Annotated in this window: 25 protein-coding genes; 7 read left to right on the forward strand and 18 right to left on the reverse strand. The window is 68.8% G+C overall.

The features are described 5' to 3' along the window. Positions 1-80: 80 nt before the first annotated feature. The 3 genes from NCO8_RS29400 to NCO8_RS29410 form a co-directional block, all read right to left on the reverse strand. Positions 81-938: an arylamine N-acetyltransferase family protein gene (locus NCO8_RS29400; RefSeq protein ID WP_067644785.1), complete on the reverse strand. Its 858-nt coding sequence runs from the start codon at positions 936-938 to the stop codon at positions 81-83. A gap of 151 nt (positions 939-1,089) precedes the next feature. Continuing rightward, positions 1,090-2,079: a TAXI family TRAP transporter solute-binding subunit gene (locus NCO8_RS29405; RefSeq protein WP_067644870.1), complete on the reverse strand. Its 990-nt coding sequence runs from the start codon at positions 2,077-2,079 to the stop codon at positions 1,090-1,092. A 41-nt stretch (positions 2,080-2,120) separates the two neighbouring features. Continuing rightward, on the reverse strand, positions 2,121-4,349 hold the full coding sequence (locus NCO8_RS29410) for a TRAP transporter permease (protein WP_067644788.1): 2,229 nt from the start codon (positions 4,347-4,349) through the stop codon (positions 2,121-2,123). Positions 4,350-4,469: 120 nt separating this feature from the next. Between NCO8_RS29410 and NCO8_RS29415 the strand changes: the two genes are divergently transcribed. From NCO8_RS29415 to NCO8_RS29425, 3 genes are all read left to right on the forward strand, one after another. Beyond that, complete coding sequence (locus NCO8_RS29415; protein WP_084457574.1) at positions 4,470-5,642, forward strand: winged helix DNA-binding domain-containing protein; 1,173 nt, start codon at positions 4,470-4,472, stop codon at positions 5,640-5,642. Positions 5,643-5,804: 162 nt separating this feature from the next. Next, positions 5,805-6,005 carry a helix-turn-helix domain-containing protein gene (locus NCO8_RS29420; protein WP_067498766.1) on the forward strand — a complete coding sequence of 67 codons (201 nt, stop codon included), beginning with the start codon at positions 5,805-5,807 and terminating at the stop codon, positions 6,003-6,005. Then, the gene (locus NCO8_RS29425) at positions 6,002-7,195 is read left to right on the forward strand and encodes a type II toxin-antitoxin system HipA family toxin (RefSeq protein WP_067644794.1); all 1,194 of its coding nucleotides are present in this window, start codon (positions 6,002-6,004) and stop codon (positions 7,193-7,195) included. The genes NCO8_RS29420 and NCO8_RS29425 overlap by 4 nt, the downstream gene beginning before the upstream one ends. A gap of 42 nt (positions 7,196-7,237) precedes the next feature. Here NCO8_RS29425 and nadC read toward each other — a convergent pair whose 3' ends face one another. The 3 genes from nadC to nadA form a co-directional block, all read right to left on the reverse strand. After that, positions 7,238-8,098, reverse strand: a complete 861-nt coding sequence (gene nadC, locus NCO8_RS29430) for a carboxylating nicotinate-nucleotide diphosphorylase (protein WP_067644797.1) — start codon at positions 8,096-8,098, stop codon at positions 7,238-7,240. 202 nt (positions 8,099-8,300) lie between these two features. Continuing rightward, entirely contained in the window at positions 8,301-10,046 is a 1,746-nt protein-coding gene (locus tag NCO8_RS29435; protein WP_067644800.1) for an L-aspartate oxidase, read from the reverse strand. Positions 10,047-10,078: 32 nt separating this feature from the next. Then, positions 10,079-11,116, reverse strand: a complete 1,038-nt coding sequence (gene nadA, locus NCO8_RS29440) for a quinolinate synthase NadA (protein WP_067498729.1) — start codon at positions 11,114-11,116, stop codon at positions 10,079-10,081. A gap of 78 nt (positions 11,117-11,194) precedes the next feature. On the opposite strand from nadA, the gene NCO8_RS29445 reads away from it, so the two are divergent. Both NCO8_RS29445 and NCO8_RS29450 read left to right on the forward strand, forming a co-directional pair. Next, positions 11,195-11,911, forward strand: coding sequence for an NUDIX hydrolase (locus tag NCO8_RS29445; RefSeq protein WP_067498728.1), 717 nt, complete (start codon positions 11,195-11,197; stop codon positions 11,909-11,911). A 58-nt stretch (positions 11,912-11,969) separates the two neighbouring features. After that, a complete protein-coding gene (locus NCO8_RS29450) occupies positions 11,970-12,461 on the forward strand; it encodes a nitroreductase/quinone reductase family protein (RefSeq protein ID WP_067644803.1) in 492 nt (163 codons plus the stop codon). Positions 12,462-12,464: 3 nt separating this feature from the next. Here NCO8_RS29450 and NCO8_RS31985 read toward each other — a convergent pair whose 3' ends face one another. The 5 genes from NCO8_RS31985 to bioB all read right to left on the reverse strand — a co-directional run bounded on the left by NCO8_RS31985 (position 12,465) and on the right by bioB (position 15,250). Then, positions 12,465-12,623, reverse strand: a complete 159-nt coding sequence (locus NCO8_RS31985) for a hypothetical protein (protein WP_166655832.1) — start codon at positions 12,621-12,623, stop codon at positions 12,465-12,467. 89 nt (positions 12,624-12,712) lie between these two features. Further along, on the reverse strand, positions 12,713-13,246 hold the full coding sequence (locus NCO8_RS29455; RefSeq protein WP_067644806.1) for a DUF1353 domain-containing protein: 534 nt from the start codon (positions 13,244-13,246) through the stop codon (positions 12,713-12,715). A gap of 70 nt (positions 13,247-13,316) precedes the next feature. Further along, on the reverse strand, positions 13,317-13,958 hold the full coding sequence (locus NCO8_RS29460) for a DUF2567 domain-containing protein (RefSeq protein ID WP_225282470.1): 642 nt from the start codon (positions 13,956-13,958) through the stop codon (positions 13,317-13,319). A gap of 8 nt (positions 13,959-13,966) precedes the next feature. Continuing rightward, on the reverse strand, positions 13,967-14,176 hold the full coding sequence (bsaP, locus tag NCO8_RS29465; RefSeq protein ID WP_157105166.1) for a biotin synthase auxiliary protein BsaP: 210 nt from the start codon (positions 14,174-14,176) through the stop codon (positions 13,967-13,969). Between the two features lie 60 nt (positions 14,177-14,236). Next, complete coding sequence (gene bioB / locus NCO8_RS29470) at positions 14,237-15,250, reverse strand: biotin synthase BioB (protein WP_067498720.1); 1,014 nt, start codon at positions 15,248-15,250, stop codon at positions 14,237-14,239. A 142-nt stretch (positions 15,251-15,392) separates the two neighbouring features. On the opposite strand from bioB, the gene NCO8_RS29475 reads away from it, so the two are divergent. Further along, on the forward strand, positions 15,393-15,977 hold the full coding sequence (locus NCO8_RS29475) for a TetR/AcrR family transcriptional regulator C-terminal domain-containing protein (RefSeq protein ID WP_067498719.1): 585 nt from the start codon (positions 15,393-15,395) through the stop codon (positions 15,975-15,977). Positions 15,978-15,981: 4 nt separating this feature from the next. Here NCO8_RS29475 and NCO8_RS29480 read toward each other — a convergent pair whose 3' ends face one another. Both NCO8_RS29480 and NCO8_RS29485 read right to left on the reverse strand, forming a co-directional pair. Continuing rightward, positions 15,982-17,118, reverse strand: coding sequence for an alpha/beta fold hydrolase (locus NCO8_RS29480; protein ID WP_067644873.1), 1,137 nt, complete (start codon positions 17,116-17,118; stop codon positions 15,982-15,984). A 48-nt stretch (positions 17,119-17,166) separates the two neighbouring features. Then, a complete protein-coding gene (locus NCO8_RS29485) occupies positions 17,167-17,925 on the reverse strand; it encodes a helix-turn-helix domain-containing protein (RefSeq protein ID WP_157105162.1) in 759 nt (252 codons plus the stop codon). A 62-nt stretch (positions 17,926-17,987) separates the two neighbouring features. On the opposite strand from NCO8_RS29485, the gene NCO8_RS29490 reads away from it, so the two are divergent. Continuing rightward, positions 17,988-18,578 carry a TIGR03086 family metal-binding protein gene (locus NCO8_RS29490; protein WP_157105163.1) on the forward strand — a complete coding sequence of 197 codons (591 nt, stop codon included), beginning with the start codon at positions 17,988-17,990 and terminating at the stop codon, positions 18,576-18,578. Positions 18,579-18,673: 95 nt separating this feature from the next. Here NCO8_RS29490 and NCO8_RS29495 read toward each other — a convergent pair whose 3' ends face one another. From NCO8_RS29495 to NCO8_RS29515, 5 genes are read right to left on the reverse strand one after another with little or no spacing between them, the layout of a single operon-like run. Then, positions 18,674-19,849: an MFS transporter gene (locus NCO8_RS29495; protein WP_067644814.1), complete on the reverse strand. Its 1,176-nt coding sequence runs from the start codon at positions 19,847-19,849 to the stop codon at positions 18,674-18,676. Between the two features lie 52 nt (positions 19,850-19,901). Beyond that, positions 19,902-21,254 carry an LLM class flavin-dependent oxidoreductase gene (locus NCO8_RS29500; protein WP_067644817.1) on the reverse strand — a complete coding sequence of 451 codons (1,353 nt, stop codon included), beginning with the start codon at positions 21,252-21,254 and terminating at the stop codon, positions 19,902-19,904. Continuing rightward, complete coding sequence (locus NCO8_RS29505; protein ID WP_084457575.1) at positions 21,248-22,015, reverse strand: ABC transporter ATP-binding protein; 768 nt, start codon at positions 22,013-22,015, stop codon at positions 21,248-21,250. The genes NCO8_RS29500 and NCO8_RS29505 overlap by 7 nt, the downstream gene beginning before the upstream one ends. Beyond that, entirely contained in the window at positions 21,991-22,851 is an 861-nt protein-coding gene (locus tag NCO8_RS29510; protein ID WP_084457576.1) for an ABC transporter permease, read from the reverse strand. Before NCO8_RS29510 ends, NCO8_RS29505 begins: the two co-directional genes overlap by 25 nt. Continuing rightward, positions 22,851-23,942, reverse strand: coding sequence for an ABC transporter substrate-binding protein (locus tag NCO8_RS29515; protein WP_067644889.1), 1,092 nt, complete (start codon positions 23,940-23,942; stop codon positions 22,851-22,853). Before NCO8_RS29515 ends, NCO8_RS29510 begins: the two co-directional genes overlap by 1 nt. Positions 23,943-23,970 lie beyond the last annotated feature (28 nt).

Genomic DNA, 23,970 nt, shown 5'->3' on the forward strand with positions numbered 1-23,970 from the left:
CCCGGCAAGTAACCATCAATTTGCCGTAGCGACACGGTGGAAGCAAACTGCCGAGCCGTGTCGGTGGGACCGAAATCAGCTCAGTTGGTGCGCCAGGGTGTGGTGACGAGCACGTCCGCGTCGGCGGGTTCCAGTTCGATGTCGAAGACGTCGGTCAGCACCTTCGGCAGGTCGGTGGCATCGATCTCGCGGCTTTCGCTGGTGCCGTCGGGGTATTCGGTCACCAGGGTGAGGTCGTCGAGCACGTGGTGGACGTCGGGCCGGAAGCGCTGCAGGAACGGCCGGGTGGTGAACGGTGAGTGTGGCGAGGTCGACACGAAGTGGTTGCCTACCGCGAAGTCGATGCGGTACTGCGGGTTCTCGGTGAAGGTGTAGCGGTCGATCCAGCCGTCACGGCCGAACTGGTGGAGCACCCAGAGGTTGTCGCGGTGCTCGAGCCGGAAGCGCCAGTCGCCCATCGTGAATTCGCCCGCGCTGTCGGCCAATTCGAACGGTGCGAGTGGACCGGCACCGAACCCGACATCGCAGATCCAGACCCGGTCGTCGTCGGGGGCGGTGACGCGGAGCAGGGCGTGGGTGGCGGGCCGGATCGCCCCGGTGGCCAGTGAACCGAAGGTCACCCGGCCGCTGAGGCCACGCACCTCGAATCCGAGGCGTTCCAGCGCGGCGGCGAAGAGGCCGGCGTTCTCGTAGCAGTATCCGCCGCGAGCGTGCCGGACCAGTTTGTCCTGCAGGGAATTCAGGTCGAGCGGGATGCCGCGGCCGAGGATGATCTCGAGGTTCTCGAAGGGGATGGTGGTGGTGTGGGCGCGTACGAGGGCGCGCAGGGTGTCGACCGAGGCCGTGCGCGGCCCGTCGTAGCCGATCCGGGCCAGATAGGCGTCCAGATCGAGCTCCTCACCCAGCCAGCGTTCGTCGCGTGCCACGGCCTCGGTCATCGCATCCTCGTTTCGGTCGGCGTCTGTTTCGCACAACCGAGCCACGCCACTGGTTGTTCCCGCACAGCACACGGTCCCCGTCACCCCTGGTAGCCGAGGGTGGCGGGGACCGTGGCACCCGCGTGTCGGGCGCGGGTGGCGGCGGGCGACGTCAGCGCAGGGCTACCTCCGAGCCGCGGTGCAGCTCTACGGGCGCGGTTTTGCTCGCGGTGTCGGCATTGATCCCCTTGGCGGCCGGATTCGCCTGCTCGAGTTGGGGTTTGCGGTCGAGCAGGGTCTTGGTGAGGACGCAGGCGAGGTTCGCGTCGAGATCGTCGCGGACCACGAGCAGGTTGGGCACCACCACGGTCGGCACGTCGGCACTCAGGCCGTAGGTGGCGGCCGGGATCGAGCCCGCCTCGTAGACGGGGTTGATCTCTTTCAGCTTCGGCAGCGCCCCCGTGATGTCGAGGAACCTGACCTTGTCCTTCGCGGTGGTGAACAGGTCGGTGATGCCGGGCGTCGGCAGGCCGCCCGACCAGAACATGGCGTCGATCGAGCCGTCCTTGAGACCGTCGACGGTCTTGGTGAGGTCGAGGCGCTGGGCGGAGATGTCGGTGTCGGGGTTGAGACCCGACGCCTGCAGGACGCGCTGGGCGATCACCTCGGTGCCCGATTTGGGCGAGCCGGTGGAGACCCGCTTGCCGCGCAGGTCGGCCAGGGAATTGATGCCCGCGTCGGCGCGCACGATCACCTGGGTGTAGTTGTCGTAGAGCCGGGCCAGCGCGCGCACCGGCTGGACGCTGGTGAAGCTGCCCTTGCCCTGCACGGCGTCGGCGGCGGAGTCGGCCAGCGAGAAGCCGACCTGGTAGGTGCCGCCGACCACCTGCTGGATGTTCTGCACCGAGGCGCCGGTCTCGGCCGCAGTCGCCTTGACCTTGCCGTCGGTGGACGCCGAGATCTGTTCGGCGTAGGCGTTGCCGAGCGCGAAGTACACGCCGGTCGCATTGCCGGTGGCGATGCCGATCCTGGTGTCCTGCTTCACTTCACAGCTCACCTCGCCGCCGCTGTCCGCCGTCGGCGAGTCCTGCCTGCCGCCGCAGCCGGTGAGCAGGGCGGCGGCGGTGCTCGCCGCGACAACGATGCCAAGTGTTCTGATCATGACGACCTCTCTCCTCGACGGCGGCGCCGCCTGCTGACCGATCACGGTGTGCCCGTGGCTTTTCGATGACGCACGCGTTCGACGACTCCCGCCGCTGCGGCGACTACGAGCACACCGAGCCCGATCGCCGTCGCCGTCGGATGCGGGTACAGCAGCGTGAGACCGGCGGCGCCCGCGAGCATGCGCGGCACCGCCCCCACCGCGCCGATGCCGAGGATCCAGCCGCCGGTCGCGGCCGCCAGCGCCGCGACGCCGACGCACGCGGCCGCGGTCACCCACAGCACGTCGAGCAGCGCGCCACGGCCGAGCAGGTGCTGCCCGGAGTCGGTGAGCACGAACATCAGCGGCACGAGGAACGCGGGCAGCGCGTAGCGCAGCGCCGACCACATGGTCGGCATGGCCTTCGCGCCGGTGACGGCGGCGGCGCCGACGGCGGCCAGCGCGGTCGGCGGGGTCACCTCCGAAAGCACCGAGAAGTAGAAGACGAACATGGCGGCGGCGGGCGCGGCGACGTGCAGGTCGAGCAGGGCGGGACCGATGATGACCCAGCCGATCACGAACGACGCCGTCACCGGAACCGCGAGACCGAGCAGCGACAACGCGATCGCGGCGAGCAGCGCGGTGGTGGCGAGCACGACGGCGGGGTCGTCGGACAGCACCGAACCTGCCCGCACCAGCAGCGAGGCCAGCTGGGCGCCGAGACCGGTCTTGGTGGTCATCGCGGTGATCACACCCGCTGCCGCACACACGGCGACGACCGGCAGCGCCGAGCGCATCCCGAGTGAGAGCGCGCGCAGGGCTTCGAACGCGAACCGCAGCAGTGTTTTTCGCGTCCAGAGACCTGTGGGGGTCGACGGCTGTGCCGCCATTGCGCTCGACGACGCGTCGCCTTTTGACGGGTGGCCCGTTGACGCGTCGCCTGACAATGTGCCCGATGCCGACTTGCCGTCAGTCAACGGGCCGTCGGTCGACGTTTCGCCGGTCGATGACGCGGCTCCGTTCGCCTCGCGAGCTCGCAGCATCCGATCCGGCACGGCCAGGATCAAGGCGAGTGCCGTGGCGTAGACGACGGCACGGGTCGCGCTCACGCCGGCGAGCAGCAGCACCACGATGACGACCAGCGACGAGAAGTGATACCCGAAGCGCCCCAGCAGTTTCCACCACGGGGTCGGCAGCGGGCCGTCGGCGAGATCGGCCGGGGCGCGGCCTTCCGCGTGGATGCGACGAGCATCGATCTCCACCGACAGCAGGATGCCGAGGTAGTACAGCAGGGTCGGGATGAGCGCCCAGCCGAGCACGGTCACATACGACACGTCGAGGTACTCGGCGACGATGAACGCCGCAACCCCGAGCGTCGGCGGCGACAGGATCGCGCCAACACCCGCCGCCGCGAGCATGCCGCCCGCCTGTTCCGGCCGGTAACCCGCCCGCTTCAGGATCGGCCAGGTGACCGCACCGGTACTCACCGCCGTCGCCGTGCCCGACCCGGACACGGTGCCGAGCAGGAATCCCGACGCCACCGCCGTTCGCCCGGCCGCACTGTGCGAGCGCCGGAACAGCGACACCGACAGGTCGACGAAGAACCTTGCGGCGCCGGAGAATTCGAGTACCGCGCCGTACAGGGTGAACAGCACGATGTAGCTGGCCGCCACGTCGAGCGGGGTGCCGTAGAACCCGCTGCCCGAGTTGTACAGCGCGTCGACGATCTGATCGATGTCGAGCCCGGCGTGCGCGATGGCCCAGTTCTGCGGCAGCAGCCCGCCGTAATAGCCGTAGGCGAGGAACACCAGGCACACGATCGGCAGGATGACACCGGTCGTGCGCCTGCATGCCTCGAGCACGAGGACAAGCAGCAACCCACCCATCGCCACATCGAGCGGGGCGAGCATGCCCTGGCGGTCGAGGAAGGCGTTGTAGCCGCCGCCCGCGTCACCGAAGGTCACCGGCAGGATCGGATACAGGCACACCACCAGGGCGATCGCCGCGAGCACCCAGTCGAGCACCGAGGGTGCGTCGGCCCGGTCGAGCCTGCCCCACCAGGACCGGTAGCTCAGATACACCAGCGGCAAGGCGATCCCGAGGAACACCACCAGGTAGTACTGGCTGCCCTGGGCCAGCGGCCGGAACACCTGCCAGATCGACAGCAGCGCCACCGCGAGCGCGACGATCCCGACCAGCCTGGCCGGGAATCCCGACAGGGTCCGTGCGGGCCGTTCCTCGTCGTCCACGCCCAGCTCAGCCGCGGTGACAACGGGTGGCGCAACGCTCATGTGCGGACGATAGCAACGGGATTCGGGCGTCGGAGCGAAAACGGTGACCGGGCGGTCTGCACAAAATGGACACTATGTGGACGGGCGTTTCTGTCGGTGCCCCCGCTTAGGATGCGGCCCATGGTCTCGATCGATAGCGCGCAGCGGCGGGTCCGCCTGGCGATCCGGCATCGCCTCGCCCCCTCCGCCCGCTCCACCGACCCGGTCGACATCGCCCGGTCGATGGTCGTCCTGCACGCCACCGACCCCGCGACGGTGTTCCTGTCGGTCGGCGCGCGCGGTATCGACCTCACCCCGGCGGATGTGGAGAAGGCGCTCTACGCCGACCGCACCCTGCTGCGTCTGCTCGCCATGCGCCGCACCATGTTCGTCGCCCCCACCGAACTGCTCCCGGTCCTGCAAGCCTCCACCTGCGACGCGCTCGCCCACAAGCAGCGCCGCGCCTACGGCCGCTATCTCGAGCAGGCCGGGATCGACGACGTCGACACCTGGTTGCGCGAGGTGGAGGCCGAGACCCACGCGGCGCTGCTGGCGCGCGGCGCGGCCACCGGCGCCCAACTGGGCAAGGACGTCCCCCGGCTGCAGACCAAGATCGATACCGCGCCCGGCAAGTCGTATTCCAAGCCCACGAGCATCACCACCTGGGTCCTGGTGATCCTCGGCGCCGAGGGCCGCATCGTCCGCGGCCGTCCCAACGGCGGCTGGACGAGCAGCCAGTACACCTGGTCCCCGGTGGAAACCTGGCTCCCCCAAGGCTTTACACCGATGCCCGCCGACGCTGCCCGCACCGAACTGGTCCGCCGGTGGCTCTACGCCTTCGGCCCCGCCCCGGTCAGCGACCTGAAGTGGTGGACCGGCTGGACCCTCAGCGAGGTCCGAAAGGCCCTGTCCCCCTTGGACACCACCGAAGTCGATCTCGACGGCACACCCGGCATCATCCTGTCCGACGACCTCGCCCCTGTCCCCACCCCCGAGCCCTGGGCAGCCCTGCTCCCCGCCCTCGACCCCACCCCCATGGGCTGGCAGTCCCGCGACTGGTTCCTCGGCCCGCACGCCCCCGCCCTCTTCGACACCAACGGCAACATCGGCCCCTCCATCTGGGCCGACGGCCGCATCGTCGGCGGCTGGGCCCAACGCTCCGACGGCGAAATAGTCACCCGCCTCCTGGAAGACGTCTCCCCCGAAACCCGAAAACTCATCGACACCGAAATCGACCGCACCACCACCTGGTTCGGCACCACCCGCGCCATCCCCCGCTTCCGCACCCCCCTCCAACGCGAACTCACGGCCTGACAGCCTGTCCATCCGGCAATATCCTGCCGGTTTGCTGCATTATGTTGACGAATACCGACGAAAACTGCGAATTCGGCAGAATATTGCCGATTACCTGCTGCCGCGCGTATGCTTCGGAGCGAGACGAGCATTTCGGCAACATTCTGCCGATCGGAGGCGATGGTGGGCACACTCGAAGACATCGGCGGGAAGATCCGGGCGGAGCGGCGACGTCATCGACTGACCCAGGAGGAACTCGCCGAGATTGCGGCAACTTCCACCCGCACGGTTCGCGATATCGAACACGGCCGCGGTTCGACCAGTATCGGAACGGTCGCCGCGGTGGCCGACGCTGTGGGCCTGACATTGACGGTGGTGCCGTGACCGATTTCGAAGCATTGCGCAGAGCCCGCAGCGCGGACGTCTACAAAGCGGGCCGTCTCGCCGCCAGGATCAGCAGGACGGCCGACGGAGGCACCGAATTTCGCTACGAACCCGGCTACTCCGGTGATCCGCTCGCCTCTACCTTGCCTCTTCACACCGCACCGGTTGTCAGCGGATCGGGGTCCGTTCCGCCGTTCTTCGCAGGACTCCTGCCCGAGGGCCACCGCTTGACCGTGCTTCGCCGCGCGGTGAAGACGAGCGCCGACGACGAGCTCAGCCTGCTCCTGGCCGTGGGGGCGGACGCACCCGGTGACGTTCAGGTGTTTCCCCACGGCACAGACCCGATAGACGTTCCAGCGCTCGTCGACTGCATGTCGCCCGGAGAGCTCGAATTCGGCCGTCTGATCGATCATGTCGACCGGCAGGCCATCCCCGGTGTCCAGAACAAGGCCAGCGCGTCCATGATCAGCGCACCGATTGCAGCCGGCTTCGGTCGGTTCATCCTGAAACTCCCACAGCCGGAGTATCCCTACCTGATCGAGAATGAGGCCACGCACCTGTCCGCGGCTCGCGCATTGAAACTCGCAGTCGCCGATTGGGATCTTGTGCACGACAAAGCGGGGCAATCAGGCTTGCTCGTCCGCCGCTTCGACCGCCTTCGCGAGGGAGATGCCTGGCGCCGCCTCGCGTTCGAAGACGCCACCCAGCTGCTGGGTATGCCGCCGTCCGCCAAATACAATGTCGACGCGGTCCAGGTTGTCGCAGCCGTCACCGGTGTAGTGCGCACCCCACTCCTCGCGGCACGAAACCTCTACCTACAGTTCCTGTTCGCCTGGTTGACAGGCAACGGCGACCTGCACGCGAAGAATGTCGGCGTCCCTCAGGACAGCGAGGGCCGCTGGGATATCGCGCCCATCTACGACATTCCCTGCACCTTGATCTACGACGACGAATCCATGGCACTGCCGATCGCCGGTCGGACCAAGGGCTTGCGCGCCCGGCACTGGGCAGATTTCGCCACGGAGATCGGTTTGCCGGCCAAAGCCTCGGCTTCGGCGCAACGACTCGCGCTCCGCGCGGCTGCTGCGGTGGATCTTGACCGGATTCCCTTCACCGGTTCACCGCTGAACCGAGCGCGCCGCGAGCTGCGCCTACGTCGCGGCGAGCTCGAGCAAGCACTCGGCTCGTAGCACTGGCAGAGCTCCGCCGAGCGCCTCGGCGCTGTTGGCAGCTCACATATCCAAACCCAGGTCGAGAACACGCACCGAGTGGGTGAGGGCGCCGATGGCGAGGTAGTCGACGCCGGTGCTCGCGTAGTCGGCGGCCTGGTCGAGGGAGAGGCCGCCCGAGGACTCGAGTTTCGTATCGGGGGCGGCGGCGTCGCGGCGCTGGACGGCGGCCTGGGTCTGCCAGAGGGGGAAGTTGTCGAGCAGGACGAGTTCGACGTTCTCGGCCAGGACGGCGTCGAGCTGTTCGAGGCTGTCGACCTCGACCTCGCAGGCGATGTCGGGTGCCAGTTCCCGGACCGCGCGCAGGGCGTCGACGACCGAGCCCGCCGCCACGACATGGTTGTCCTTGATGAGCGCGGCATCGCCCAGGCCCATGCGGTGGTTGACTCCCCCACCCACGCGAACGGCGTACTTCTGCAGCGCGCGCAGGCCGGGCAGGGTTTTGCGGCTGTCGCGGATCTGGCACCGCGTGCCCTCGACCGCGTCCACCCAGGCCGCGGTGGCGGTGGCGATGCCGGACAGGTGGCAGACCAGGTTGAGCATCGTCCGCTCGGCGGTGAGCAGACCGCGCGTCGGCGCGACAACGCTCAGCACGCTGGTGCCCGGTTCCACCCGGGTCCCGTCGGCCACCCGGCCGGTGATCTCGTAGGTGCCCGCGCCGAGCACTTCGTCGAGCACGAGCAGACCGACATCGATACCCGCCACGGTCCCGTGCTGTCGCGAAACCACCGACGCCTTGCTCACGGCGTCGGCGGGCACGGTCGCCATCGTGGTGACATCGGGTCCGTATCGCAGGTCCTCGTCGAGGGCGGTACGGATCAAGGCCAGCAGTTCGTCCTGGTCCAGCGCGGCATCGAGAGTCATTGCTGCACTCCTGTTCTCGGGGCGCACCTCGCGCCGGGTCGAGCGGGAGGTCATCGCCTCACCACAGTTCATCGGGTACTACAGGTTTCGCCGCGCCGCCCACGTGAGCGGCCGCCGGCGAGGGGCCATCGACGGATCGGCCTGCGCAAGACCGTCGACGACCTCCCCGCACTGCGGTTGCCATCGGAACGGCCGACGACGCTCATCGCGCGCAAACCACCGCGGTAGCTGCCGGCATAGCCGACACATCGAATCCACCCTGCGGATCGAGGCGGACGATCGTGCTGTGCCGCTGGACGTCGACCGCATCGGGGTGATCCGAGCGGGTGTGACACCCTCGGCTCTCGGCGCGCACCGCCGCCGCACGCAACAGCGCCCGAGCGGTGACGGTCAACGCCGCGTCCTCGACATACCGCAGATGTCGCGCCCACACGGACGCGGATTCGCCCACCTGCTGACCGGGACCACACCGACCGGCGTCCCCGAAAGCCAGACCGGGCTCGGACTGCATCACTCCGCGCGAGTCGGCCAGCCCGGCCGAACCGGGTACCGACACCACGTCGGAAGCGGGCAGCCGCACGTCACCGGCAACGGGATCCGGCACCGTCACAGTCCCGATCGCCGCCTCGATGCGCTCGAGCGCGTGCGCCAGACCGTCCCCGTCACGGACCACCGAGGCATGTTCGGTCATCGCCTGCTGCACAACCGCCCGCTCAGCGAATTCGGCTGTCCACGAACCGATCTCCGTAACCCGAGCCCGCACGCCAAGGCGTTCGACGGCGGACGCGCCCGCACGTTCACCGACGACGAGCCCCTCGAGCAGGCTGTTGGACGCCAACCGGTTCGCCCCGTGCAGTCCGGTCCTGGCGACCTCGCCCGCCGCGTACAGCCCGGGCACTTCGGTGCGCCCGTACGTATCGGTCGATACTCCACCGCACTGGTAATGCGCGGCGGGCGCGACCGGAATCAGCTGTTGGGCCGGATCGATACCCGCGGCCAGGCAGGATGCGGTGATCGTCGGGAACCGCTGCGCGAAACCGGGGAGATGACGCGCGTCGAGGAACACGTGATCGGTACCGAGCGCGCGCATCCGCGCCGCGATGGCCCGCGAAACCACGTCACGCGGTGCGAGATCACCACGAGGATGGACCCCGGCGGTCACCGAATCACCGTGGGAGTCGACAAGTCTCGCGCCCTCACCGCGCACGGCCTCACTGATCAGCGGCCGCCGCCCGACCCCACCGGGGGTGAAGAGCACCGTCGGATGGAACTGCACGAACTCGAGATCGGCCACTGCCGCTCCCGCCCACAGCGCCAGCGCCACCCCGTCACCGGTGGCTCCGGGCGGATTGGTGCTCGCGGCGTAGAGCTGCCCGAGCCCACCGGTGGCCAACAGCACCGAGGGTGTGTGCACCACGCCGAAACCGTTGTCCGACACCGCGACAACACCGCACACGCCCTCCGGACCGGTCACCACCCGCAGCGCGGCGGCACCGAAGAGCACCGGCAGCCCGGCGGCATTGAGCGCCCGCTGCACCTCCGCGCCGGTGGCGTCACCGCCGGCGTGAATGATGCGCCGCGTGCTGTGCCCACCCTCCCGGGTCCGCGAGATCTGCCCGTCACGGCCGAGGTCGAAGACCGCGCCCAGGTCGGTCAGTGCCGCGATCGCCGCCTGACCGCCCTCGACGATCGAGCGCACCGCGTCGATATCGCACAGCCCGGCACCGGCCTCGACCGTGTCGTGCACATGCGAGTCGACCGAATCACCTTGCGGCGCCACAACGGCGATGCCGCCCTGCGCGTACTGGGTGGAGGTGTCGGTGGGGCCGCCCTTGCTGAGGGTGAGCACCCGCAGCCCGCGCAGCGAGGCGGTACGGGCCGCGGTGAGCCCGGCGACGCCACCGCCGATCACCACCAGGTCGGCCTCGGCCTCCCACGAGACGTTCATGATCGTCTATCCGCTCGATCGCGCCGGGGAGATCACTCCCCACCGCCGGGATTGCCGATCGCGATCATCCGCTGCACCGACGCGCGACCGGCCTCGGCCATTGCCGGGTCGACGTGCACCTCGTCGGCGTTCTCCACCAGGCAGCGCAGCAGCGCGGCGGGGGTGATCATCTTCATGTACTTGCAGGAAGCGCGGTCGTTCACGGCCTGGAAATCGATGCCGGGCGCGGCCTTGCGCAGCTGGTGCAGCATGCCCACCTCGGTCGCCACCAGCACCTGGTTCGACGTGGACGCCTTGGCCGCGTCGATCATGCCGCCGGTCGAGAGGATGTGCACCCGCTCGGCCGGGAACGCGCCCTCACCCGCGAGGTAGAGCGCCGAGGTGGCGCAGCCGCACTCCGGGTGCACGAACAGTTCGGCGTCCGGGTGGGTGCGGGCCTGCTCGGTGAGTTCGTCACCGTTGATGCCCGCGTGCACGTGGCACTCACCGGCCCAGATGTGCATGTTCTCGCGGCCGGTGACCCGCTTGACGTGCGCGCCGAGGAACTGGTCGGGCAGGAACAGCACCTCGGTGTCCGGGTCGATCGAGGCGACCACGTCGACGGCGTTCGACGACGTGCAGCAGATGTCGGTGAGCGCCTTCACCTCGGCGGTGGTGTTCACGTACGACACCACCATCGCGCCCGGGTGCTCGGCCTTCCAGGCGCGCAGTTCCTCGGCGGAGATGGAGTCGGCCAGCGAGCAGCCCGCGCGCTGGTCGGGGATGAGCACGGTCTTGGCCGGGCTGAGAATCTTGGCGGTCTCGGCCATGAAGTGCACACCGCAGAACACGATGGTGTCCTCCGGCGCCTCGGCCGCGATCCGCGAGAGGGCGAGCGAGTCGCCGACGTGGTCGGCCACGTCCTGGATCTCGGGCAGCTGGTAGTTGTGCGCCAGGATGGTGGCGTTGCGCTCGCGCGCCAGCCGCCGCACCTCCTTCGCCCACTCCGGCGTCGCTTCGACACCCGCGTATCCGCCGGGTCCGTCGAAGACCGAACCCATCAGCGTCGGCTGCGTAGTCGTCGTCGCCATGGTGGCTCCCTTCCTCGTGCGAGCGGCATCCGCGCCACGATTCGCACCAAACCAGGTTTTCGACTTAGAATCGAAAACGTGCCCCATAGTAACACCATCCACGAATCGCTCACCGCGGTGTTCCAGGTTCGCCGCTTCGGTTCCGACGTTTCCGCAGGTAGAAACGGTAAGCACCCCGAGCTGGCGGTCTTGCTGTGGGAACGCGCGCTCGATCCGCAGAAGGGAACGTGGTCGCTGCCCGGCGGCAGGCTGCGCGACGACGAAGATCTCGACACCTCGGCCAGGCGTCAGCTCGCCGAGAAGGTCGATGTGCGCGAACTGGCCCACCTCGAGCAGCTGTCGGTGTTCAGCGCCCCCGACCGCGTGCCCGCCCCGCGGCGCATCGCCTCGGCGTATCTGGGCCTGGTCCCGCTGACCACGGAACCCGAACTACCCGCCGACACCACCTGGCACCCGGTGTCGAATCTGCCGGACATGTCCTTCGACCACCGCACCGTCGTCGACCACGCCCGTACCCGCCTGGCCGCCAAACTCTCCTACACCAATATTGCCTTCGCCCTTGCCCCCGACACCTTCACCATGTCGACGCTGCGTGAAATCTACTGTGCCGCACTCGGATACGACGTGGACACCACAAACCTCCAGCGCGTCCTCACCCGCCGCAAGGTCATCACCCCCACCGGTGCGACGGCACCCTCCGGCCGCGCGGGCGGGCGCCCCGCCGCCCTCTACCGCTTCACCGACTCGGGCCTGCGCGTCACCGACGAATTCGCCGCTCTTCGCCCACCGACCTGACCTCGGCAGAAGCCGTCGACGGCCCGAACTTGTCGGTGGTCGCTGTCACACTGCTCGCATGGACAACAACGCGGCGGATACGAAAAAAGTCACCTCCTACGACGATCCGGATGCCCCCTGGAACAAGGAATTCTCGGCCGAGGAGATGACCGGCTGGAACGACGACGTCATCACCGAGTTCCGGGAGAACGGCGGCCAGGTGGGCGGTGACTACGCGGGCGCCACCCTGCTGTTGCTCACGACCACGGGCGCGAAAAGCGGTAAGCCCCATGTGGTTCCGCTCGGTGCGCTGTATCGGGGCGATGTGCTGTATGTGAGTTCGTTTATCGAGGACCGGTACCCGGCCTGGTACCACAACGCCAAGGCGAACCCGAGTGTGACGATCGAGCTCGGCGGGGAGAAGTTCCCGGCGAGGGCCGACGTGCTCACCGGCGAGCGGTACGACGAGTTCGCCGCCTGGGCGCTCAGCGAGAACCCCCTGCTCGCCGACTACCAGTCCAAGGTGGACAAGCCGCTGCCGCTGGTGGTGCTGACCCGCGAAGCCGCGTAGCCGTCAGGATTCGTAGCGCCGATCACGGTGCTTGGTGGAGCGTCGATAGGTGCGGCCACTCGGCACCGCGGTCGCCGCGGACGAACTGCGCAGTGCGTGGCGCTTGCGCCAAGCCGCCAGATCGGGCCGCTCGGTCGGCGCCTGCTTGTCTTCGGTCTTCATGTCCAGGTCCTCCCCCGAAATTCGTCGTCCCCAGGGTAGGCAGCGGGTCCGACGGAATCCACCGATTTACCGGCCCGCACGGATGCGGGTCAGGCCGTTTTCATCTGGGGCGCGGGCGGCGGAACCTCGCTGCGGGTGGCGACCCGGCCGACCGCCCAGAAGAGCAGCTCCACGAACCAGAACACCACGAGTGCGGTGGTCACCACCACGACCGGGACGGCGACGAACAGCACCGAGGGCACCGCGATCAGGAACCAGCCGAGGACATCGCCCGCTGTCGCCCCACGCAGGCGCGAACCGAATCGCACCGCGGCCCACATCATCCAGCGGCGCGGGATCGACACACCGGCTTCCCGAAGGCTGCGCCGGAACAGTCCGTCGGCATCCGCCGGCCCGACTTCACCTGTGCGGCACAGATAGTCGTGCAGGATCGCCGCGCGGGTGTAGGCGCCGTAGCGGGGTATGAGCCAGACGAGCGCACGGGGCACCGAGGCGAAGTCGGTGCGGAATCCCGCGGGCACGGTGAAAGTTTCGACCGCACCTCGATAGGTGAGCGGCTGGGTGAGCCGCCAGAATTTCGCATCGATCCCCTCGACGACGGGACCACCACCGATGAATGCCACGACTGCTCCTCTCGAGCCGCGCGCAGTCTCTCTACCTGCCGATATGCCGATGGTAGCGCGGTGGTGAGGCTCAGCCGCGAGGTTGCGAACTCGGGTCGAAATCGCCGCTGGGCCGATACTGTTCGGCTCCGTAGGGCAGGCGATAGTCCTCGTCGTCGTCGAAATCGGCGGGGCGCAGATCGCCGAGCAGCCCCGCCGCTCCCGACCCGAGGTCGGCGGCGGGATGCAGGGCGGCGAGGAACAGCAGCACGAGCGCGGCGAGGAACGGTTGCACGAGCAGCGCCATGTCCGTACCGATTTCGGCGGGCAGGGCGATGATCTGGCCGACAGGCGGGTCATCGGGCCGCGGATACCGCAGGCCCGCAACCCATTCCCCCATCCACATCATGATCGCCGCACCGAGTGCCGAGGCGAACAGCAGTCCGAGCACGAGCGCGGGCCCACGCACGATCCGCACCCGCCAGGCCGCGATCGTGGTGAGCACCGCCACCGCCGCACCGATACAGAGGAACATGCCGACAGCATCGAACAGATGCATGCTCTCCCCGGTGAGCACCGCGGCCCGGCCGGGCTGGGTCACCCGCAACCGTTCGGTCGGTGCGAGCAGACCCCACACCACACCGGCGGCGGCGCTCACCGCGAGAACGGCGACGATCACGGCACCGACGCCGATCACCTCGCGGCGCAGCACCTGCGGCCGTGGCTCGCTCACCGCGTCCACTACCGGCGTTCCAGCTGGGCCGATTCGGTGACGCCGTGCCGCGAGCACTTGGCCCACCAGCCGTCGGGGCTGATCTGCACGACCATCCGGCGCCCGCAGTGCTCACAGAACCGTGGCGGTTCCAGCCCGAGCGCGGCGGCCGCAGGCATCGCGTCGTCGAGCCCTGGCACGATCCGCTTGCCCGTGAACGGGTTGTAGCGTTCGTCCATGGCGGTCACCTCCTCGGTCGCCGTGTCGGCCCTGGTCGATTCCCGATCGTACACAGCGATTTACAGCGTTTCGTTGAGCGCCTTGATCGGCATCTTCAGTTCGCCGAGCAGGTCGAGGTCGGATTCGGCGGGCCGGCCGAGGGTGGTCAGGTAGTTGCCGACGATCACCGCGTTGATGCCGCCGAGCATGCCCTGCTTGGCGCCGAGGTCGCCGAGGGTGATCTCGCGACCGCCCGCGAAACGCAGGATGGTGCGCGGCAGCGCGAGCCGGAACGCGGCGATGGCACGCAGCGCGTCGGCGGCGGGCAGCACCTCGAGGTCACCGAAGGGGGTGCCGGGGCGCGGGTTGAGGAAGTTCAGCGGCACCTCGTCGGGTTCGAGCGAGGCCAGCTGCGCGGCGAATTCCGCGCGCTGCTCGATGGTCTCGCCCATGCCGAGGATGCCGCCGCAGCACACCTCCATGCCGGCTTCGCGGACCATGCGCAGGGTGTCCCAGCGCTCCTCGTAGGTGTGGGTGGTGACGACCTTCGGGAAGTGCGACTTGGCGGTCTCGAGGTTGTGGTTGTAGCGGTGCACGCCCATGGCGGCGAGCTGATCGACCTGCTCCTGGTTGAGCATGCCCAGCGAGCACGCCACCTGGATGTCGACCTCGTTGCGGATGGCCTCCACACCGGCGGCGACCTGTGCCATCAGCCGCTCGTCGGGCCCGCGCACGGCGGCGACGATGCAGAACTCGGTGGCGCCGGTCTTGGCGGTCTGCTTGGCGGCCTCGACCAGGCTGGGGATGTCGAGCCAGGCGGCGCGCACGGGCGACTGGAACAGGCCCGACTGCGAGCAGAAGTGGCAGTCCTCGGGGCAGCCGCCGGTCTTGAGGCTGATGATGCCCTCGACCTCGACCTCGGGCCCACACCACTTCATGCGGACCTCGTGGGCCAGCTCGAGCAGCGCTTCGAGCTGGTCGTCGCCCAGGCGCAGCACCTCGACGGTCTGTTCCTCGGTGAGGCCGACGCCGCGCTCGAGCACCTGCTCACGGGCGATGGCGAGAATGTCGGTACGGACGGGTGCCTGCGTCACGACGTGATGTCCCTTCGTCGGGGGCGTGCACGCGCCGCTGGTGATGGTGGTGGTGGCCGTGCAACTTGAACGGTGTTCAGGATAGGGTAGCGGGAAGTAGTGAGTCACGACACTCGGGTCGCGAATCGGCGGAAGGACACCTGTGCAGCTGCGGAAGACGGACGTGGTCGATGCCGCGGTGACGATTCTGGATCAGTACGGGCTGGCGGATCTGACGATGCGCAGGTTGGCCGGGTCGCTGCAGGTGCAGCCGGGGGCGCTGTACTGGCACGTCAAGGACAAGCAGTCCCTACTCGGTGCGGTGGCCGACCGGATCCTCGCACCCATGGACGAGCCGATCGCCGCCACCGAGTGGCCCGAGCAGCTCACCGAGCTCGCGCATCGGCTGCGCGACTGCCTGCTCGCCTACCGTGACGGCGCCGAGCTGGTCTCGGCGACCTACGCGTCGCGGTTGACCACGAGCAAGGCGCGAGAACGGCTGGCGGGCATCGTGATCCGGGCAGGCATGACGAGGGAGGAAGCCGAGCTCACGGCCTACACCCTGCTGTACTACGTGCTCGGCCAGACCGTCGACGAGCAGTCGCGCATGCAGATGGACTCGGTGGGCGCCCTGCCCGCCGACAACACTCCCCTGTTCGAGACACCGGACGCCACCGCGCGATTCGACTTCGGCCTGCAGTTGTTCATCGCCGGGGTGCGCACCATCCTCGGCTCCCGGGTGCGCTGATTCCTCACCGGCGGTCGCGGACCGCCTGCTGATAGCGGAACAGGAACGGCAGCACCTGCGACTCGATCGCGGCGTTGTATTCGCGCGGTCGCTGTATCGGGTTGGCGTGACCGGTTCCGTTCGCCCGCACCACGAGCAGGTTGCCGTCGACTCCGCCCGCGTGCTCGGCCAGCACCCGGCGCGAGTACTCGACATCGACGACGTCGTCGCGCGCGGCGTCGCCGGGGCGGATGAACACGATCGCCGGGCTTTCGCGATCGGGGTTCGGCCGGGCGAGCGCCCGCAGATCGGCGGTGCCACCGCCGGCGACGATGGCCAGGAACTGCGATTCGATCAGGCCGTTGCTCGCCGCGTTCTCGGAGAAGATCTTGTCGCGCAGCACTTCTTCGGCCACCTCGCGCAGTGCACCGAAGTCGATCCCGGGCAGCGGAGCACCGGGCACGGTGAAACGTTCACGCCTGGCCGCCATTTCGACAGTGAAGCGCAGCAGCCTGCTCTCCCGCGCGCCCGGTAGCCAGCCGGTCCAACGCAGCAGTTCGGCTCCGCGACTGCGGCTTTCGGGACGAACGGCGTGGAGGTCGATCGGCGTGCAGTCGAGAACCACCCCGACCAATCGCCGGTCACTGCCCAGGTGGATGTGGCGGGCCACCTCGAGCGCGACCACCCCGCCCATGCTGTGCCCCACCAGCACGATATTGCGCACGGCGCCGTAGCGGGCGGCACGCACGATCATGTCGGCGATGACCTTGGTGTCGATACCGGCGTCGTCGTAACGCACCGCCCACACCACGCCCAGCCGGTTCAGCACGGGCAGCGCCGACGCGGTCGGGACGGCGTTCACCCCGCCGAGACCGACCAGATCGACCACCGCGGTGTCCCAATCCCGGGAGTCGGCGGGCAACGACACCGGCAGCAGATCGGGTGCGGTCTGTTCGAGCCGAGCCCGCTCGGGCATCACGTCGTACTTCCAGTACTGGGCGAACACGATGAGCCCGACGAGGACCACCCCCACCGCTCGCATCGCCATCATCCGGACGCGCCCCCAGCGCCGGAGTCCTACCCGGGTTTCACGCAGCCGTGCCCGCCGTCGCGCGTCGTCGTAGTCCGCGACGGTGGACGGATGCCGCTCGAACGTCGACATATTTTCCACTGTAGGGGCCGGCCGCCCGCGGCCCCGGCCCGACGATCGTCAGCCGCCGAAGCCGTCGTATCGCTGTGCGTAACCCGTCGGCGGCTCCCCGAAAACAGTGCGGAAATCCCGGCTGAGGTGGGCTTGGTCGGCATATCCGAGGTCGGCGGCCAGCCTCGCCCAGTCGACCTCCTCCCCGGTCGCGAGGCGCTCGGTGATCTCCCGCAGCCGATACCGCCGAATCACCCATTTCGGACTGATTCCGACGTATTCCGCGAACAGCCGCTGCAGCCCGCGCACCGTGGTCCCGAACCGATCCGCCACCTCGTCGACCCTGGTCACGGTGGGGTCGGCGGCGATACCGGCCACCACCCGCGCCGCGAGATCGGCGCGGGAATCGGACTCGGGCAGCCGGGCTTCGAGGAACCGGCAGGCAGCTTCGGCATCGGTGAGACTTGTCACGCTGGGTCCGAAAACCGTTGTGGCGTCGATCGTCCGGTCGCGCAACGACGCGACGGATGCGCCGAGGAACGGCCGGAACATTCCCGGCCGGAAGGTGACCCCGAACACGGAGCCGATGCCGGAGAGCTCGCGATACACGTGCGAGGACGACGGGCCGTGCAGTTCGGCGCGTCCGTCCCGACAGGTGAGGTGGACATTGGGCAGCGGTACGACCAGCTGGCGGTAGGGCCGGTCGTAATTCCAGGCGACCGCCCAGAACCGTTCCACGTATCCCGCCAGCTCGGCGGGCGGCTCGGTGAAGGTGTGGCGTTGCGAGGTCCGCCACGCACCGCCGAGTTCCCGTGGGTCTCGCTGCACGCCGGGAGTGTATGTCGCGTTTGTTCAAGACAGGGGTGGGCGGCCGGTGGTTGGCTGGCCCTATGTCCGAGAACGAACGTGTGGCCCGCGCTGCGGTGCCGTTGTCGAAGATCATCCGTACTGTCACACCGGATCAGCTGACCGCGCCGACACCATGTGCCGAGTTCGATGTGCGTGCTCTGCTCAATCACCTGTTGTTCTGGGGCCCGTCGCTGATCGGGGCGGGTCGTAAGGAAAGTGTTCCGCCGCCTGCCGCTGCCGAATCCGACGTCGACCTGGTCACCGCAGAGTGGGCGGCGGCCCTCGAAACGCAGCTCGACGAACTCGCCACCATCTGGCGTGACCCCGCGGCGTGGGAGGGCGTCACCCACATGGGTGGCCCGACGGAGCTGCCCTCGGCGATGATCGGCGGGATGGTCGTCGGCGAGCTGATCGTGCACGGCTGGGACCTGTCCCGAGCGCTCGGCACGCCGGTGTCGTGGGACGACGATCTCCTCGCGGACGTCTACGCCGAAACCGCCGCCACCGCCGAGCAAGGGCGCGGCATGGGAATCTACGGGCCCGAAGTACCGGTCTCCCCCGATGCCCCGCTCATCGACCGGATCCTCGGTGTCACCGGTCGCGATCCCGGGTGGCAGCCACCCGCGCGATAGCGCACAGCCATAGGTCGGGTCGATCCGGCCGACGACCTGAGCGCATTGCCCCGCTTGGATTCCGACTGCCCCAGGGCTTCCTGACGAATCCCTGGTCAGCCGTCGGTACGCGAGATCGGCCCGGGAAACCACCGATACATCGCGACCGATCCGAGCCCGAGGGTCACCGCGAGTAGCCCACCGGCGGCGGAAAGCCCGGCGAAGGCGCCGACCACCCCGACCGCGACCGGCCCGGCGAACATCCCGGCGTCGTGGGTGACGCGCCACGCGCCGAGGAATTCGGCGCGCCGGTCCGGTGGGGCGGCGAACGCCCCGACGGTCATGATGAGACCGTTGCTCAACCCGTTCGCCAGGCCGAGCAGCACGGTGGCCGCGCCCATGGTGAGCACGGAATCGGTGAAAGGCAGTGCCGCGTAACCGGCGGCGAAACAGATGCCGCAGGCGACGCCGGTGACGCGGCTGCCCGCCCGGTCCAGCCACACCCCGGCCGGGTAGGACATGAGCACGTCGATCGCACCCGCCAGCCCGAACAGCAGGCTCGTCGTCGCGGCATCGATACCGAGGTGCACCGCCCACAGCGGCAGCAGCGCCGATCGCGACGCGCGCGCCGCCCCGACCGCGACCGCCGCGAGGCCGAGAGTGCCCAAGGCCCTGCGGTTTTCGGAAACCACGGTGTGCAGCGGCCGTGACGACGGCTCGACCGGTGCACCCGAGCGGATCGTCAGCATCGCCGCGGCCGCCACCACGGTGGTCACGAGCTGCAACCACAGCGCCCCGATCGGACCGAACCCGTGCACCAGTGCCGCACCGAGGAACGGCCCACAGAAGAACCCCAACCGGTGCGCACCAGCCAACGTCGACATGGCCCGCCCACGCTGCTCCGGCGCCACCACCGACACCAGATAGGTCTGTCTGGCCAGCCCCCACACCGCGCCCGCCGCACCGATGAGCAGCAAACCCACCGCCAGCACACCGAGATTCGGCGCGAGGATCGCCGCGACCACGCCGACCAGACCGAGCCCGCTGCCGACACCGATCGCGGCCCGCTCCCCGACCCGCGCGACGATCCGCCCGGCGGGCAGATCCGTGAGAACCATGCCGAGCCCGCTCAACGCGACGATCAACCCGGCCGCACCCGCCGATGCACCGAGATCGAGTGCCCGCAGCGCGTACATCGGTGCGGCGGCACCGGTCCCGATGCCGTACAACACCATCGGTGCGAAGACCGGCAGCGCAAGCGTCCGCAGCCGAACGGCAGAATCGTCGAGCATCACCGCCCGGCAACCGATCCATCGCTATTAGCCGGACAACAACTTTCGTCGCTCATCCAACACTCGCCGGTTCGGGCGCGAATCGGCTCGCGGGCCGGGCGAGACCGAAGTGGTCGCGCAATGTCGTTCCCGAGTACTCGGTGCGGAACAGGCCGCGCTCCTGCAGGATCGGCACCACCGTCGAGGTGAACACCTCGAGCCCGCCCGGGTACCAGGGCGGCATCACATTGAATCCGTCGGCCGCGCCGTGGGTGAACCATTCTTCGATAGTGTCAGCGATCTGCTCAGGGGTTCCGGCGATCACCCGGTGCCCGCGCGCACCGGCCAGCCGGTGCAGCAATCCGCGCAGCGTCGGCCGTTCGCGTTCGACGATTCCGGCCACGACCTGCAGCCTGCTGCGCGCGTTGTCGGTGACATCGCCCGCCCCGGCGAAGACCTCCACCGGCACCGCCTCGTCGAGCGCGTAGCCGCGCAGCGACGTCCCGGTGATCGATTCCAGTTGCTTCAACCCGTATTCCGGCACGGTGAGCTCGTTGAACTCACGCTCCAGACGCCGCGCGGCGGACTCGGTGTCGGCGATGAACGGGCTGATGCCCGGCAGGATCCGCACCTCCTCCGCGTTGCGCCCGTACTCCGCGGCCTTGGCCTTGATGTCAGCGTAGAAGGCCTGGGCATCCGAAAGACGCTGGTGCGCCGTGAAAATCGCCTCGGCGTACCGGCCGGCGAACGCACGGCCCTCGTTGGAGGCACCGGCCTGCACCAGCACCGGGCGTCCCTGTGGTGTCCGGGCCGAACTGAAAGGTCCACGCACACGCAGGTATTCACCGACGAAATCGATCGGATGGATCTTGTCCGCGTCCGCGTAGATGCCCGCCGCACGGTCGAGCACGATCGCGTCGTCCTCCCAGCTGTCCCACAGCGCGACCACCGCGTCGACGAATTCCCGCGCCCTGGCATACCGCTCACGATGGTCGGGATGCCGGTCTAGACCGAAATTGGCTGCCGCCACGTCGGTTCCGGTGGTGACAATGTTCCAGCCGGCCCGGCCACCCGAGATGTGGTCGAGCGAGGAGAACAACCGTGCGAGGTTGTACGGCTCGTAATAGGTGGTCGACGCCGTGGCGATGAGACCCAGATGCGTGGTGGCGGACGCGATCGCGGTGAGCAGCGTGATCGGTTCGAGCCCGGGCGCGGCATTGTGGCGAACATCGGTCCGCAATGCCGGGCCGTCGGCGAAGAACACCGCGTCCAGCTTCGCCGCCTCCGCGGTGCGCCCAATCTCCTGGTAGTAGGTCACGTCGTAGATGCGGTCCGGCCGGCTGTCGGGATGCCGCCAAGCGGCCTCGTGATGACCGGACGGGTAGATGAAGGCGTTCAGACTCAATTGCCGTGGTGCGTTCACGATGCCTGCTTCACTGTCTCGAGGTCGGTGGTGTCCACGCCGAGCCCGGCGAGCAACACCTCACGCAACCGGATGAATTCGGGGTGGGCGTGCCTGCGCGGTCGGGCGATGTCGATGCGCTGATCGATGGCGATGCGGCCCTCGTCGAGGACAAGCACCCGGTCGGCCAGCAGCAGTGCCTCGTCCACGTCATGGGTCACCAGCAACACGGCGGGCTGGTGCCGTGCGCACAGCGCCTGCAGCAGCGAGTGCATGCGGATCCTGGTGAGGGCGTCGAGCGCGCCGAACGGTTCGTCGGCCAGCAACAGTTCCGGCTCACGCACCAGTGATCGGGCCAGCGCGACCCGTTGTTGTTCGCCACCGGAAAGCTCACGGGGCCAAGCCTTCTCGCGCCCACCGAGGCCCACCTCGGCCAGCGCTGACCGGCCGCGCTCGGCGGCGTCGCGGCCGGTGAGTCCGAGCACCACATTGTCGAGTACCCGTGCCCAGGGCAGCAGCCGCGAATCCTGGAACACCACAGCGCGCCGCCCGGGAACGGTCAGTTCTCCGGACCCCGGTACCTGTCCGTCGAGTTCGGCCAGGGCGCGCAACAGCGTGCTCTTACCGGACCCGCTGCGCCCCAGCAGCGCCACGAACTCTCCGCGACGGATCGCAATATCTATACCCCGCAATATGACACGCTGCCCGAAGCCCCGGGTGAGACCCCTTGTCCGCACCACCGCGCGGTCGTCGCGCTCGATCAGTCGCCCAGCGTCTGTCGCCATGCCAGCACCTTCCGTTCCGTTGTCCGCACGGCGAGATCGCCGAAGAGTCCGAGAAGTCCGTAGATCACCAGGCCGACGACGATCACGTCGATCTGCCCGTAGGTGCGCGCCTGCGTCATCAGATATCCGATGCCGCTGGTCGCGTTCACCTGTTCGACGACCACCAGCGCCAGCCACGAAATGGTGACCGCGAGCCGCAGGCCGAGAAAGAAGCCGGGCAGCGACCCGGGCAGTGCGACGCGGCGCAGGAATCCCCACCGCGACAGCCCGACCGTCTCGGCCAGCTCCACATAGCGCGCGTCCACACCGCGCAGATACGCGTGGGTGTTGAGGTAGATCGGGATCAGCACGCTGGTCGTGATGACGATCAGCTTCATCTCCTCGCCGATCCCGAACCACACGATGAACAGCGGGATCAGCGCCAACGTGGGAATGGCGCGCTTGATCTGCACCGGGCCGTCGACCAGCGCCTCCCCGATCCGGCTCAACCCCGCGATCAGCGCGAGCGCCACCCCGATCACCACACCGAGCACCAGCCCGATCGCCGCCCGTTGCAGCGAGGTGAGCAGATTGGACTGCAATCGCCCGTCCGCGATCAGCTCCCCCGCCGTCCGCGCGACCGTCCACGGTGCGGGCAATGTCTCGGGATCGAGTGCACCCGTGGCCGATCCGGCGACCCACGCGCCGACAAGCAACGCCGGACCGAGCGCGAAACCGAACGGAATGGGCTTGCCGGGGCCGAGCCTTCGCTTGCCGCGTCCACGCGGAGCCAATTCGGGTTCGCCGGTCCGGTGTGCCCGTACGCGCCGCACCACACCGGCTTCGAGGGTCGCCATCAGCTCACCGCCCCGGCGAAGGCCGCGCCGCTCGCGGTGACGGCCTCGGTGACCGCCGCGTCGAAACGCAGGTCGAAACCGTCGGTGGCGGTGATCTTCTTCGGCAACTCACCGGCGGCATCGATCGCGTCGATCGTGCTCTGTTGACGCGCGACCAGCTGCGGGTCCAGGTGCGGGAACGTATAGGTGCCGAGCGATTCCACGATCCGCCGCGCGTCGTCGGGGCTCACCTTCTGGTTGCGCACGTAGTACGCGTCGGCCCATTCGGCGCTGTGGGTGTTGGTCCAGTGCCAGGCCCGCACGAACGCGCCGACCAACGCCCGGGTCGCGGCCGCCTTCGCCGGATCCTGCACCACCGCACGCCGCGCGTACAGATAGGCGAGCCCGCTGTAGATGCCGCTCGTCTCCGAATCCGGGATCAGCGACGTGCCGGGAGTGCGCAGCAACCTGGTCACATTCGGTTCGATCAGCGGCGCCACCTCGACCTGCCCGGTGCGCACCGCGTCGAGGAACTCCGCCAGCTGCAACCGGATCAATTGCACGTCACCGGTTTTCAGACCCGCCTTGCTCAGCGCCTTCAACACCGCCGCCTGCTGGGCGGTGCCCTCGGCGTAGGCGATCTTGCGCCCCTTCAGGTCCGTGAGCCTCGTGATCGACAAGCCTGGGGCGACAGCGAGTTTCAGCGCCTGCGGGTTGGTCTGGTACGAACCGACGATCGGCACGTCCTGTCCCGCCGCGAGTGCGTGGATCGGCGGTACGTCACCGACCTGGCCCACATCGGCCGCCCCGGCCCTGAATGCCTCCAGGATCGCCGGCCCTCCGACGAAGTTCGCGAATTCGATCTTGAACGGCAGTTTGTCCAGCTCGCCCGAGAGCCGAAGAGCATTCTGCAACCGCTCCTGCTGGTCGGCGACCACGAGGGTGGTACCCGGCGGGACCTCGGTCGGCAGCGGTGCGTCGGGGGTGCCGAGCGGCTTGTCGTCACCGCCCGCGCATCCGGTCAGGCCGAGGGTCGCGGCGGTGGTCACCGCGAGGAACGCGGCGGTGACGCGGCCACGCAGGCCGTGCCCGGAGGTGTTCGATCGGTACATACCCGGATTCAAGCAACCGGACAAACCG

Source organism: Nocardia coubleae NBRC 108252, assembly GCF_001612805.1.
In the GTDB taxonomy this organism is placed as follows: domain Bacteria; phylum Actinomycetota; class Actinomycetes; order Mycobacteriales; family Mycobacteriaceae; genus Nocardia; species Nocardia coubleae.